Below are 14,650 nucleotides of genomic sequence, written 5' to 3' on the forward strand. Positions count from 1 at the left end.
ATTTAATACAGCAATAAAAGATCTTTAAAGCTATTGTATACTGCAACAGCAACATCATTAACAGAGCAATTTTTAATCCTTGCAATCTCAAGACATACATATCCTAAAAACAAAGGTGAATTAATTTTGCCTCTCAATGGCACTGGAGCTAAAAAGGGGCTATCCGTTTCTATTAAAAGATCATTGATATTTAATTTGCCAACAAGAATTCTTAAAGGTTGTGCATTTTTAAAAGTTATATTGCCTGAAAAAGAAACTTTAAATCCCAAATCAATAAATTTTTTAGCATGCTCATAAGTTCCTGAATAACAATGCAATATACCCCTATTTAAAAAATTTAAAGACCTTACAATATTATAAACATCATCATAGGCATCTCTTATATGTAAAATAATTGGCTTTTTATATTTATCAGCCAAATACAATTGCTCTTCAAGAGCTTTAATTTGAAATTTCTTGTTATCTGCCTTAAAATAATCAAGGCCCATCTCCCCAACGGCAACAACATTTTCACTAATCAAAATTTTTTCAAGCTGTTTAATATCATCTTTAAAATGATCACTTAAATTTAAAGGATGAATACCTGCTGTTAAAAACACATTAGAATAAGGGCTTAAAAGATCTTTTCTATCATTAAAATCACTAGGGTGCAATCCAACATCAAGAAAATAAGAAAAGCCGTTTTTAAAACATTCATTAATAATGTAATTAACATCCAAAGATCTTTTCTTTAATTCATAAAAATGAACATGAGTATCTATTAATTTGTCAAAAAAAATAGATTTTTCAGTTTCAAGTAAAGAATCCATCATTCCATTTTTTTCCTAAGAGACGCAAGGTAGTCAATAACAACAATATTTTTCATACCAAGCTGCAAAAAGCTTGATAAAATATCAACAGCATTTCCAATCTGCCCTAATGCTTCATAACATTCAGCAGCATTAACATACAATGCTGAATTTTTAGGATTGTTTTTAATTAAACTTTTAATAGCTATTAATGCTTCTTCATATTTACCTTGTTCCTTTTGAATAAGGGCAAGTCCAAGTATGGCAAACATATCAAAATCAACATCAAGAGCCTTTTTATAATAAATTTGAGAATTTTCATAATCATTTAAATAACGATAAGCATCTCCTACTCTTGTAAGAACCAAATTATTTTTGGGATCTTTTTCGATAATATCAAGCCAATATTTTAAAGCCTCTTTGTACTCCTTATTGCCTCTATAACAATCAGCAAGTCCAAAAACAGCATAAAAATTACTAGGTGAAATTTCTAAAGCTTTTTTAAAAAAATAAATTCCTCTGGTAAATTCCCTTAGCTTGCGATAACAATTACCAATTGAAGTTAACACTCTAACATCAACTTTAGATTGATTTAATTCATACATTTTAAGCCAATACTTTAAAGCCTCTTTATATTCTTTAAAGTCATAATACAAATGGCCAATACCCACAAGAGCATAATCATTATCAGGCATTAATTCCATTACCTTAAGATAAGTTTGCTTAGATTTTTGAAAATTTTTTAGCTTCCTGTAAGATGCCGCAACTCTTGTTAAAACCGTTATATTCTCAGGATCATATTTTAAATATTCTTCCCACATGTCTGTGGCTTTTTTATAATTATCTAAATTTCTGTAACAATCTCCAAGTCCAAAAAGAGCATAATTATTGCTTGGATGCTTTACAAGACATTTTTGATAATAAACTATTGCTTTATCGTAATTATTCTTCTTCCTTTCAATATCTCCAAGCCCAACAAGAGCATAATTATTCTCATTATCCTTTTCAAGGATATCAGAAAATAAACTTTCTGCTTCAGAAAGTCTTTCTTCTTTGATCAACTGATACCCTCTTTTTGATTTCTCAGTGACATCAAGAAGTTGATCATCAGAAATGCTCGAGAGATCTCCTAAAGCATCCAAAATTTTTTCATTTAACATAAATACCCCTTTTAAATCGGTTTATCAAAGATATAACTTCAACTACCTCAAACACACCGCAAATAATAATACGCAAAGCTCAATTTATTTATAAATACAACAAAACCTAATTTAACTTTAATATCCAACTTAATAACATTTATTATATAAAAAAACATGAAAAAATATAATTGATTTTTTTTAATCACGCTTATTCTATTTATTTAATAAAAGCAGTTTTAAAAAAAAATGTTAAAATAAAACATAAACATGGGCATCCACACAAAACTTATTAAAAAGTCTAACAAAAAAATCTAAAATTAATATAAACTATTACTATCTTTCAGGAGAAACCATAATGCTTTTAGAAAAATTAAATTCAGCAACAAGCAAGATTAAGTTGATAGAAGAAAAATTGCAAGACATAAATCTAATTAAAGATCAAAAAAAATATTCAAAAATAATAAAAGAATATACATATTTAGAAAAAATAAATACTAAAAAAATTGAATACGAAAAAATACTAAGTCAAATCAATGATACCAAAACCATCTTGGAAAAAGAAGATCAACAAGAAATGAAAGAACTAATAAAACAAGAATTAATTGACCTGGACAAAAAAAAAGAAGATCTTGAACATCAAATAAAAATACTACTTTTGCCTCAAGATGAAAATGATAGCAAAAATATAATAATTGAAATTAGGGCCGGAACGGGTGGAGAAGAAGCTGCTCTTTTTGCAAACAATCTTTATAGTATGTATATAAAATATTCAGAGAAAAAAAAATGGAAAACAGAAATTATAAACTTCAATGAAACAGAACTTGGGGGATTTAAAGAAATAATATTTGAAATTAAAGGAAAAGATGTATTTAAAAAATTAAAATACGAAAGCGGTGTTCATAGGGTGCAAAGAATCCCTATAACAGAGTCTAACGGAAGGCTTCAAACTTCGGCTGCTACTGTAGCAGTGCTACCTAATATTGAAGAAACTGAAATTGATATCAATGAAAAAGATTTAAGAATTGATGTTTACAGGTCATCTGGAGCTGGTGGACAACACGTCAATACAACTGATTCTGCAGTCAGAATAACACACCTACCAACAGGAATTGTTGTACAGTGCCAAAACGAAAGAAGCCAACATAAAAACAAAGATCAAGCAATGAAAATATTAAGAGCAAGGCTTTATGAATTTGAAGATTCCAAAAAACAAGAGCAAAGATCAAGCAATAGAAAACAACAGGTCGGCTCAGGAGATAGATCTGAAAGAATTAGAACCTATAATTTTCCTCAAAATAGAATAACAGATCATAGAGCAAACATCACTCTTTATAAATTAGAAGAATTTATACAAGGAGAACTTGATCCACTTCTTGATCCTTTGATGATAGCACTTCAAGAACAAGAATTAAAAAGCAACAGTATATAGCAATGAATATAAACGAAGTTATAAATTATGCTAAAAGTAAAAATTTAGATACAATAGAAGCGCTACTAATACTTGAATTAATTTTAAAAACCAGAAAAGAATTGCTAATTGCAAATATAAAAAAAAGCTTAACAAAAAAAGAAAAAAAACTTTTTTTTGATCAAATAGATAAAATAGAAAAAGGAACTCCTATTCACTACATACTTCAAAAGAAAGAATTTATGGGGATTAAATTTAGCCTAAACAAGCATGTATTAATTCCAAGATTTGATACAGAATGTTTAGCAGAAGAAGCCTTAATTCAAATCCAACAAAATGGTTTTAAAAAAATATTAGACTTATGCTGCGGTAGTGGATGCATAGGGCTTTCGATTGCCTATTACATTAGAAAAAAAGTAATACTCTCGGATATTTCAACAAAAGCTTTACAAATAGTTGAAAAAAATACAAAAAAGCTCAAACTTGAAAAATTTGTAGAAATAATTCACTCTAATTTGCTAAAATGTATAAAGGGAAAGCTTGATATAATTATTACAAATCCTCCTTATTTAAATAAAGAAGAATTAGAAATAAAAAATAAAATAAAAAAAGAACCCACAAAAGCTCTTTTGGGATTTGGAAAAGATGGGCTTAATATTTCTAGAAAAATATTAAGCCAAGCAAAAGAAAAGCTTAACCCAAATGGACTAATAATAATAGAATCGGCTCCTTGGCAAATAAAAAGCTTGAAAGATTTTGCAATCAAAAAAGGATTTTCACATTTAAAAACAATTTACGATCTTGAAAAGAGAGCAAGGGCGCTGATATTGGGACAAAGAGATGATACAAGCATACGAGATTGCACATTTAATAAAGATAAATGATCTTGAAAAAGCTAGAAATATTTTTAAAAAAACTGTTGAGAATACTTACAAAAATGAATTTGAACGAAAAAGCATATTCAAAGCTCTAGAAATAGCAGAACAGCTCCACTATGGCCAATACAGAGAAAGTGGGGAGCCTTACATTATTCACCCAATAATGGTTTCATTATTTCTTGCCAAATTTCAACTAGACTTTAAAGCAACTATTGCTGGACTACTGCATGACGTACTTGAAGATACAAATGTTGAAAAAGAAGAAATAGTAAAAGAATTTGACGAGGAAATTTTAAGCCTAATCGACGGTGTAACTAAAATTCATGATTTACATAATAAAACAAGAAGCATAAAAGAGGCTAATACTATCTCAAAAATGTTTTTTGCAATGACACATGATATTAGAATAATAATAATAAAACTGGCAGATAAACTTCATAATATGACAACTCTCTCTTATTTGCCCAAAAACAGACAAGACAGGATTGCAAAAGATTGTCTTTCAACTTACGTTCCAATAGCAGAGCGTCTTGGAATCTCATCTCTTAAAACATATCTTGAGGATCTTTCATTTAAGCATCTTTATCCTAAAGATTATAAAGAAATAAAAAATTTTTTATCTGAAACAAAAATAGAAAGAGAAAAAAAATTATACAAAGGCAAATTATCAATAGAAAAAGAACTTCAAAAAAGCGGAATTGAAGCAGAAATTACAGTAAGATCAAAACACTTTTATTCAATATTTAGAAAAATGCAAGCAAGAACAAACAAACTTACTCAAATTTTTGATACTCTAGGAATAAGAATAATTTGCAAAAAACAAAAAGAATGTTATGAGATATTAGAAATTGTTCACCGGGTGTGGAAACCAATCCCGGGAAGACTTAAAGACTATATTGCAAGCCCAAAAGAAAATAAATATCAATCACTACACACTACCGTAAGAATACCTGAGGATAACCAGCTTATTGAAATACAAATTCGAACAGAAGAAATGGATAGAATTGCTAATTATGGGGTTGCAGCCCACTGGATATATAAAGAACAAATTGAACTTAAAGCTGATGATCTTTCATTTATAAACCGAATAAAAAAATGGCAACAAGAATCGGCCAACAAAAGTCAATATTCAATGAATGACATACACAAAGAGTTGTTAAATACATTCATATATGTTTACACCCCAGAAGGAGAAGTAGTAGAGCTTCCTTTTGGATCAAATTCAATTGATTTTGCATACATAATTCACACAGATATTGGAGATCAAGCTCTTTATGCAAAAATAAATGGAAAAATAAGCTCAATCACAAAACCGCTTAAAAACGAACAAATTGTTGAAATATTCACATCAAAAGACTCAAAACCGGATGTAATATGGCTAAACAGCGTAAGAACAAAAAAGGCCCGAACAAAAATTAGATCATGGCTTAACAAAAATGACAACACAATTTTTGTAGACAACAATATTATTGCTTATCTTGTTGGAGCAAACAAAGAGCAAAGAAAGCTTTTTAGCTTATTCAAATCTTATACCAAAACCAAAATAAAAAGAATTGCAATAGACCCTGAATGTAGTCCAACAACAGGTGAAGATATTATTGGAATAATACATAAAGACGAAATAATAGTGCACAATGAAAATTGTCAAAAGCTTAAATCCTATAAAAAAACCCAATTGATTGAAGTTGAGTGGGAAGCAACACCAACTAGAAAAGTGCATCACATTATTTTACTTTTAAAAGAGCTTAAAGGAATATTTAGCTATCTTGAAAACATTTTCACACTCAATGACGTAAGACTTATTAGCGAAAAAATAGAAGACTGCGGAAATGGTCATGGAATAACAAATATAATAGTCTCATCAAATGCTAAAAATATAACAAAAATTATTTCTGCTTTAAAAGAAAACCCAAATATCTTACAAATAATGCAAATAGAAGAAGACATTAAAAATTATGACAATTAATATATTGTTATTATTGTTATTGCTTGGTTCAACAGGCCCTACCATTGTGCCAAATAAAATGGAAAAAAATGCATTCAATTCAAGCAATAAAATTGCAAGCTTAGAAACTGAAAAGAACATAAAAACGCACATTAGAAAAATTCATCAACTAAATGAAAGACAAGAAAAAATAATAAACACTTTTAATTATATAAAAAAATATTTTAATACAAATGAAGTTAAATATATGGAATACTCTTTACAAGAAATTGGATTTATTGGGTATTCACAAAAAATAATACATTCTAAAATAAAAGGGAAAAACGCAAATACTTATAATATAATTGCTCCAATTAAAATACAAAATAATTTAAAAAATAATTTAGCAATTGGAATTGCAATTGAGCTTTTAAATAAACTTAAAAATACTAATCCTGAAAACAACATAAATTTTTTTTTTGTTGAGGATGATTCTTTAGAACAAAATACAATAATTAGTAGCAGAATTTTACTTAGTAATAAATATTTAGGGAAAAATACAAATACAATATACTTAATGTTAAACGAAAATAAAATAAAAAATAAAATTTACCTAGAAAATGAATCTTTCATAACAAATTCAAAAACAAATTTGGGATTTTTAAAAACTATTATAAAAACCTTTGAAAAAAATAAACTTGATTTTAATACAGCAAAAATAACTGAAAAAAAATCAAACAATTTGTACAATCTATATCGTGATGAATCTATACCCCTTTTAATAATAAATAATAATTTAAACCCTATATTAACTCAAAATAAAAATACTATTTTTGAAATTTACAAATCAATCGAAGAAACATTAACTAATGAGTACAAAAGTAAAAATACCGATGAAACACACTATATTGTAATTGATACACCTTTTAAAAAAATAATAATTAATGAAATTACTTTAATAGCATTAATTTACATTTGTTATAACTTAATTATAATTGTATTTATTAGAAAATTTAAAGAAGCCGGACTAGTTATGAAAAAAGTAAAAAATAATTATTACAAATTAGTAAGATTGTTTTTTACTTTATTTTTAAGCACTTACATATCCTTATTGCTTACAAATAAAATATTTGCAGGCTATGAAAATACAACGGTTTACAGCATAACAAATCCCAAACATCTAATAACTTTTTTTGCAACTTTGCTCATACATAATCTTTTGTCTCTTTTTACATATAATTTCACAATATATTTAAATTACAGGCAACTTAAATACCTAGCAATATCAACCTCTATTATTGAACTAATAATATTAATGTTTATTAAAATAGAATTTATCTTAATAATTATCATAAAAAGCATTTTATTATTAATAAAACCAAATAAAAATACTATTATTCGAAAAATAGTGATATTAATCATTTGGATAATCAATTTTGTATTAATAACATTAATACAAAATACTACATCAATCAAAAATACACTTACACTAAGCTATATAATATCAACTTGTCTTTTCTCTATCATATTTATTAATATCTCAGAACATTTAAAATCCAAACTCCCAAAAATTAAACAAAATTTAAAAAAAGCTGAAAACTTTGGTCTTGTAATTTTTTTTTTAATAACCACAATTATAATATCTAGCAATATTGATAAAAAAGAGCATGAAATACAAATAGAACAAACGGTTAGCTTTCCAGAAAAAATAAACAAAATAAAAATTGAATATCCAAAAGATAAAAAACATCCTATCCAAATAATTTCAAACGACTTTAATCTAACTTTACAAGCAAACGAAAAAATATTAAAAACCAACATTGAAGTCGATGATGAGCTAATGAATATTGATTTTAAAAAAATAGATATAGCAGAAAGAGCTGTTTATAGCATCGATTTAGTTACTCAAAAAATTGCAAATCAAATCGAGCTGCATTTTAAAAACGCATCTAAACTAATAATTTATCAAAGCAATACTCCTTATAAAATATTGGCTAATAAAATTATCTTTACACTTAAAAACATTAACTCTAAAAAAACAACAATTGCATTTACTCTTAAATCTCAAGATGATATAGCATATGAAGCATTTGCAAATATTCATATTAAAAAAAATCAAGTTAAAATTTACAATAAAACTAATAATACAGAAGAAAAAAATATAAAAATAAATTATTCTTACAAAATAAAATATTCAGGAATATTGCCTAAAGCAGAAAAATATAAAAATCTTGAATACTTTAAACTAAAAGATGATAAAGAGATTGAAAATCTAAAAAATTTAAAATTAAATTAATCTAATAATCTAAATTAATTTTCAAAATCAATCCTTTTTTTCCTATTAATGTAACTTTGAAAAGCATAATCGATTAAATTATCCACTAGGTCTTTAAACTGAAGACCATCATTACTACACATTTTAGCAAACATAGATATATCGGTAAATCCTGGAATAGTGTTTATTTCATTAAGATAAATGGTTCCTGATTTTTTTTCAACAAAAAAATCAACTCTTGCCATACCTCTGAGTTCTAGATTCTTATAAGCAAGAAAAGCATATTCTTTAATGCTTAACAACTGATTTGTCTCAAGATGTGCAGGAATATTAAAAATAATAGAATTTCCAGGAATAACAGAATATTTAGCATCATAATCATAAAATATAAAATCTTGAACAACAACTTCCCCAGGAGAAAATATTTTCATCTTTTCATTCCCAATAATAGAACATTCGATCTCTCTAGCCTCAATAAACTTCTCTATTACAATAGTAAGGTCATACCTTAAAGCCTCTTTAATAAAAGATTCAATCTGATTTTCACTGTAAGCCACATTTATTCCAATTGAAGACCCTAATACTGCGGGCTTAACAATAACAGGATAGCCTAAAACCTCCTTTACATTTCTTTTTATTTCTTCTTTGTCTAAAAAATAATCATGCTGTCTAAATCCAATAAAAGGAACCAAAGGGATATCAAAACTTTTAAGCAAAAGTTTGCAAAAATACTTATTACTAGAAATAGCGCTCCCTATAATACCAGCACCAACACAAGGAATGTCCACAACCTTTAAAACCCCTTGAATAGCGCCATCCTCACCGGTTCTTCCGTGAACAACGGGAAAAACAACATCAATTTCAAGATTTTTATTGTTTGAAAAAATTCCAAGACCTGGCAATAAACTAACAATAGGCAAAACATCTGTATTAATGGGCTTTGGAGGATCAGAAACAGAATCTAATAAATACCAAACACCTGTACACTTATCAATATAAACAGGGTAAATATTGTATTTATTTAAATCTAAAAGGGCTAAATAAATACTATAAGCGGATTTACAAGAAATTTCATGCTCAAAAGAAACGCCACCAAATATCAACATAAGATTTTTTTTCAAATCACTTCTCCTTTTCTGATTTTTCTAAACTTAAAATAGCATTTTTAACTACCTCTTGTTCATTCCAAAAAACTTCTCTATTTTTATAAATTATTGAACTTTCATGACCTTTGCCCAAAGCTACAACCAAATCTCCTGCCTTTGCAAGACTTATTGCTTTTTCAATAGCCTGCTTTCTATCAGCAATAAAAAATAAATCCTTATTTTCAACTTTATTTACAATTCCTTTTGCAATGTCTTTAATTATACACATACTATTCTCGCCTCTTGGATCTTCATCGCAAAGCACTATTAAATCAGAATAAATATCTGCAATTTGCCCTTGCAAAAATCTTTTTTCAACATCTCTTTCTCCCGCAGAACCAAAAACAGAAATTAATCTATCGGTAGTAAATCTCTTAAAAATAGGAAAAAGCTTGGAAAAAGCACCAGGAGTATGAGCATAATCAATTATTACAGAAAAATTTTGCCCCAAATTAATACTATCCATACGCCCATCAAGACTTTTAATACAGTCAAGTTTATCAACAATATCTTGAATATCGCTATTTAAAATTTGAGAAACTAAAATAAGGGCAGCCATTACATTCTCAACATTAAAACTCCCCAGCAAGTTAACATTAGCAAAATATTTAACCCCCTTGTGATAAAATTCAAATCTAGTAGAATCGGTTTTCTCATCAATAAAACTAACAAAAAAATCTGCTTTACTGCTTTTTAAGCTATAAGTAAAAGATTTCTTAACAGCATTCTTAAAATCAGAAGAATAAAAGTCATCAAGATTAATAACCCCAAAACCAGCATCATCGCTAACAGACCGAAAAAGACCCAGCTTGACATTCAAATAATTTTGAATTGTGCCATGAAATTCAAGATGCTCATGTCCAATATTGGTAAAAACAACTGCAAAATAATTAACATCAATAAGCCTTGCTGTTTCAAGATCAAGCCCATGAGAAGTAGATTCAAGAATTGCATATTGAGCTTCATTTTTAACCATGTTGCTTAAAAATGAATGTATTTCCGTAGACTCGGGAGTTGATTGTCTGTAAGGATTTTTAATCAAGCTCCCACTCCCATCATCAAAAAATACTGTCGATATAAAACCTACTTTAACACCCTTTTTTTTTAAAAGAAGATATATATAATAACAAACAGAACTTTTCCCATCAGTGCCAGTGACTCCAATAACTTTTAATTTTTTTGAAGGCTCATCATAAAAAATATTTGAAAAATTAGACATAAATTTTCTTATGTTAAAGTCATCTACCTTAATATAAGTAACATTAGAACTGTAAAAATCCACATCTCGTGAACACACAATAACATTACTACCCTTTTGAATTGCAATTTCAATAAAATCATGCCCATCAAAATGAATTCCTGGAAGAGCAAAAAACACAAACCTGGGCAAAACCAATTTAGAACTATAAGTAACTCCTGATATTTCTAAATCAAGAGAACCTTTTACACATTTTATTAAATCTTGATCTAACTTTAATAAAACTTCATTAAGTTTTTTATTCATACATTAAAATTTTACATAAAACTAATAAAAATAGCTAAGAAATTCAAAATTATGCTTCAATAGAAAATATATTTACAATTTTCTATTTTTTTAATAAACTAAGCAATGTTACAAGGCGCTGTACCCAAGTGGCTAAGGGAGAAGTCTGCAAAACTTTGATTCGCCGGTTCGATTCCGGTCAGCGCCTTCTAAGGTCAAGTCAAAAATATTTTTATACTTAAGGACATAACTTAAAGCATTTTTATTAAAGATAAATTAAAATAATACATATATGCTAGAATTAATCATAATACTACTATTTATAATATTATCTGCTATTTTCTCAGCATCTGAAACAGCTTATACTTCATTAAGCATAATTCAGATACAAGACATAAGAAAAAAAGGGAAATCGGGAATATCGGTGTACAATTTGGTTCAATCTCCTTCAAAATTAATTACTACTATTCTTATCGGCAACAATATATCAAACATTGTAGCAAGCACACTTACAACAAAATTTGTACTTGAAAAATACGGAAACAGTGCACTTGCAATATCAACGGGCCTAATAACAATAATCGTTCTAATTTTTGCCGAAATACTTCCAAAACAAATTGCAATTCTAAATAATGAAATAATTGCCCTATCTACTTCATTTTTTTTAAAGCCATTAATTTTTATATTTACTCCACTAATATATATAATAAACAAAATCATAAAAAAAAATATTAAATCTCTTTAAAGTTAAGACTAGCTCCCAAATGACTAAAGAGAGCATAAAAAATATGCTCTCTTTAGCAGGAAGTTTGGGAATTTTAAAAAATGACTCTAGAATATTTATGCAAAAAATGTTAGATATAGATCAGGTAAGAGCTTCTGAAATCATGACCCACAGAACAGGGGTTTTTTCACTCTCAAGCTCATCAAAGCTAAAAGATGTAATCAAATTGATCAAAGAAGAAGGATACTCTAGAATTCCTATATACAAAGGACAAAGCAGAGAACAGATAATTGGGATTTTAATAGCCAAAGACCTCATAGAAGTCAATAAAAAAGATATGAATAAAAACGTTTCTCAATTTATTAAACCAGCTGTATTTGTACAACAAAACAAAAGGATAAAAGACATACTGGATATTATGAGGAAAAAACAAAAAATAATGGCAATCGTAATCGATGAGTATGGTGGTTTTTCGGGGATACTTACAATAGAAGACATAGTAGAAAAAATTTTTGGAGCAATATCTGACGAATACGACATTAAAGAAGAAAAGCCTCTGATTACCCAAATCAACGACAATACTTACTCAATACTTGGAGAAACTACTTTTGACGAGATTGAAGAGGCAATTGGGATATCCATTAAACATAAAGAATATACAAATACAATTGGTGGATACTTAATAGATCTGCTTGACAAAATACCAACAAAAAACGAAACCGTAAAAACAAATGATGGAGAATATTTTATTAAGGAAATTCAGAATAATAAAATTGAAACAATAACTTTTATCAAATCTAAAAAGTAGTGACAAAATTCGCTTACTAAAAATAATTTAAAACATTAGGAGAAGCAAATGTTTGACATAAAACAAATTTTTAATAAAACTTATGAATATTTAATAATTATTATTACATTGATACTAATATCAATAATAGTTATTGCAAACATATTCATAGTAGGACCATCAGAAGAGGCAATTGTACTTCGCCTTGGCAAGCTTAACAGAACTCTTGATTCAGGAATACACGTAAAGATTCCATTAATTGAAGAAAAATTTATCGTACCTGTAAAAATAGTCCAAGAAATTAAATTTGGATTTCTAATATCTTCAAGCGATATTAGAGAAAATGATAATGCAAACGACGAAAGCAGGATTATTACTGGGGATTTAAATATCATAAACATCGAATGGTTAGTGCAATACAAAATAAGAGATCCTTATTCGTTCAAATTTAAAGTAGAAGATCCTGAAACAACAATTAAAGATATTGCAAAGTCATCAATGAATAGATTGATTGGGGATAATACTATTTTTGAAATAATAAATGATAACAGAGTGGGAATAACAGAAGGCGTAAAATCTTCTATGAATGAAATAATAGATAATTATAATTTAGGCATCGATGTAGTGCAAGTACAAATTAGAAATGCCCTACCCCCAAAAGGAAAAGTTTACGAAGCTTTCGAAGATGTAAACATTGCAATTCAAGACAAAAATAAATACATAAACGAAGGGAAAAAAGAATTTAACCAAATAGTTCCCAAAATCAAAGGTGAAGCATTAAAGGTTATTGAAGAAGCTAGAGGATACAAAGAAAGCAGAATAAACAATGCATTAGCAGACACAGAAATTTTCAATGCCATATTAGACGCTTACTTAAAAAATCCCGATATCACAAAAGAAAGACTTTACAATGAAACCATGAAAGAAATACTTGAAAACAAAGATAACATTGAATTAATTGACAAAAACTTCAAAAATTTTCTACCATTTAAAGAGGTAAAATAAATGAAATTTATAATAAATCTTTTATTATCTGCTATAAAGATTATAACCTTTACAGTAATAGTTTGCTTGACTATTTTGTCTATTTTCCAACCAATTTATATTTTAAAAGAAAATGAAATTTCAATAACCACTCGACTTGGAAAAATTCAAAGAACTGAAAATTTAGCTGGACTTAAATATAAAATCCCATTAATTGAAAATGTGCAAATATTTCCCAAAATCATTCTTAGATGGGATGGAGAACCTCAAAGAATCCCAACAGGAGGGGAAGAAAAGCAATTAATATGGATTGATACAACTGCTAGATGGAAAATTGCAGACATAAATAAATTTTACACAACAATAAAAACAATGAGTAGAGCTTACATTAGAATTGATGCAGCAATTGAACCTGCTGTTAGAGGGGTTATTGCAAAATACCCTTTGCTTGAAATTATAAGAAGCTCAAACGATCCTATTCAACGTTTGTCTAATGGAATACTCACCCCACAAGAAACAAAAATTAACGGTATTTATAAAATAACAAAAGGACGAAAGATAATCGAAAAAGAAATAATTCGTATAGCAAACAACAATACCAAAGATATTGGAATTGAAATTGTAGACGTACTAATAAGAAAAGTTACTTATGACCCAAGCCTTATTGAATCTGTAAACAACAGAATGATCTCAGAAAGACAACAAATCGCAGAAGAACAAAGAAGCATAGGATTAGCTGAAAAAACAGAAATTCTTGGAAGCATAGAAAAAGAAAAACTGAAAATATTAAGTGGAGCAAAAGCCACTGCTGCAAAAATAAAAGCCGAAGGGGATAGAGAAGCCGCAAAAATTTATTCAAATGCATACGGCAAAAATATTGAATTTTACAAATTCTGGCAGGCATTAGAAAGCTATAAAGCAGTATTAAAAGATAAAAGAAAAATTTTCTCAACAGATATGGATTTCTTTCAATATCTTCACAAAAGAAATTGAAATTTTATTAGCATAAATTTTTTCTTTAAATACCTGTAAAATATATATTATAAATCTGTTATTATAGATTAAACAGTAACGCAAATCTTTATTTAAATTTTAAAAAACAAACAAAAACA

At 27.7% G+C, this 14,650-nt stretch carries 10 protein-coding genes, 1 tRNA gene and 1 pseudogene; 8 read left to right on the forward strand and 4 right to left on the reverse strand.

The window, feature by feature from the left end; translation table 11 throughout:
* Positions 1 to 2 precede the first annotated feature (2 nt).
* Both QIA19_RS01490 and QIA19_RS01495 read right to left on the reverse strand, forming a co-directional pair.
* Positions 3 to 812 (reverse strand): TatD family hydrolase, encoded by an 810-nt coding sequence (locus QIA19_RS01490; protein WP_301365304.1) that lies wholly within the window; start codon positions 810 to 812, stop codon positions 3 to 5.
* Positions 809 to 1,948: a tetratricopeptide repeat protein gene (locus tag QIA19_RS01495; RefSeq protein WP_301365305.1), complete on the reverse strand. Its 1,140-nt coding sequence runs from the start codon at positions 1,946 to 1,948 to the stop codon at positions 809 to 811. The genes QIA19_RS01490 and QIA19_RS01495 overlap by 4 nt, the downstream gene beginning before the upstream one ends.
* A 337-nt stretch (positions 1,949 to 2,285) precedes the next feature.
* Here QIA19_RS01495 and prfA point away from each other — a divergent pair, with 337 nt between their 5' ends.
* Genes prfA through QIA19_RS01515 form a run of 4 tightly spaced genes read left to right on the forward strand, consistent with a single transcriptional unit; the run spans position 2,286 to position 8,436 of the window.
* A complete protein-coding gene (gene prfA / locus QIA19_RS01500) occupies positions 2,286 to 3,359 on the forward strand; it encodes a peptide chain release factor 1 (RefSeq protein WP_301365306.1) in 1,074 nt (357 codons plus the stop codon).
* A gap of 2 nt (positions 3,360 to 3,361) precedes the next feature.
* The gene (prmC, locus tag QIA19_RS01505; protein ID WP_301365308.1) at positions 3,362 to 4,222 is read left to right on the forward strand and encodes a peptide chain release factor N(5)-glutamine methyltransferase; all 861 of its coding nucleotides are present in this window, start codon (positions 3,362 to 3,364) and stop codon (positions 4,220 to 4,222) included.
* Positions 4,179 to 6,182, forward strand: coding sequence for a guanosine-3',5'-bis(diphosphate) 3'-pyrophosphohydrolase (gene spoT, locus QIA19_RS01510; RefSeq protein WP_301365310.1), 2,004 nt, complete (start codon positions 4,179 to 4,181; stop codon positions 6,180 to 6,182). Before prmC ends, spoT begins: the two co-directional genes overlap by 44 nt.
* On the forward strand, positions 6,172 to 8,436 hold the full coding sequence (locus tag QIA19_RS01515; protein WP_301365312.1) for a hypothetical protein: 2,265 nt from the start codon (positions 6,172 to 6,174) through the stop codon (positions 8,434 to 8,436). Before spoT ends, QIA19_RS01515 begins: the two co-directional genes overlap by 11 nt.
* A 14-nt stretch (positions 8,437 to 8,450) precedes the next feature.
* Here QIA19_RS01515 and QIA19_RS01520 read toward each other — a convergent pair whose 3' ends face one another.
* Positions 8,451 to 9,536: a D-alanine--D-alanine ligase gene (locus QIA19_RS01520; RefSeq protein WP_301365314.1), complete on the reverse strand. Its 1,086-nt coding sequence runs from the start codon at positions 9,534 to 9,536 to the stop codon at positions 8,451 to 8,453.
* Position 9,537: 1 nt separating this feature from the next.
* Positions 9,538 to 11,064: a UDP-N-acetylmuramoyl-L-alanyl-D-glutamate--2,6-diaminopimelate ligase gene (locus QIA19_RS01525; RefSeq protein WP_301365316.1), complete on the reverse strand. Its 1,527-nt coding sequence runs from the start codon at positions 11,062 to 11,064 to the stop codon at positions 9,538 to 9,540.
* Between the two features lie 114 nt (positions 11,065 to 11,178).
* Between QIA19_RS01525 and QIA19_RS01530 the strand changes: the two genes are divergently transcribed.
* The 4 genes and pseudogenes from QIA19_RS01530 to hflC all read left to right on the forward strand — a co-directional run bounded on the left by QIA19_RS01530 (position 11,179) and on the right by hflC (position 14,531).
* Positions 11,179 to 11,251 (forward strand) — tRNA-Cys (locus QIA19_RS01530).
* An 84-nt stretch (positions 11,252 to 11,335) separates the two neighbouring features.
* A pseudogene (locus QIA19_RS01535) lies at positions 11,336 to 12,575 on the forward strand (hemolysin family protein).
* A 48-nt stretch (positions 12,576 to 12,623) separates the two neighbouring features.
* Positions 12,624 to 13,559 (forward strand): FtsH protease activity modulator HflK, encoded by a 936-nt coding sequence (gene hflK / locus QIA19_RS01540; RefSeq protein WP_301365318.1) that lies wholly within the window; start codon positions 12,624 to 12,626, stop codon positions 13,557 to 13,559.
* Entirely contained in the window at positions 13,560 to 14,531 is a 972-nt protein-coding gene (hflC, locus tag QIA19_RS01545) for a protease modulator HflC (RefSeq protein ID WP_301365320.1), read from the forward strand.
* Positions 14,532 to 14,650: the final 119 nt, after the last annotated feature.

This window comes from [Borrelia] finlandensis (genome assembly GCF_030438365.2).
Classification (GTDB): domain Bacteria; phylum Spirochaetota; class Spirochaetia; order Borreliales; family Borreliaceae; genus Borreliella; species Borreliella finlandensis.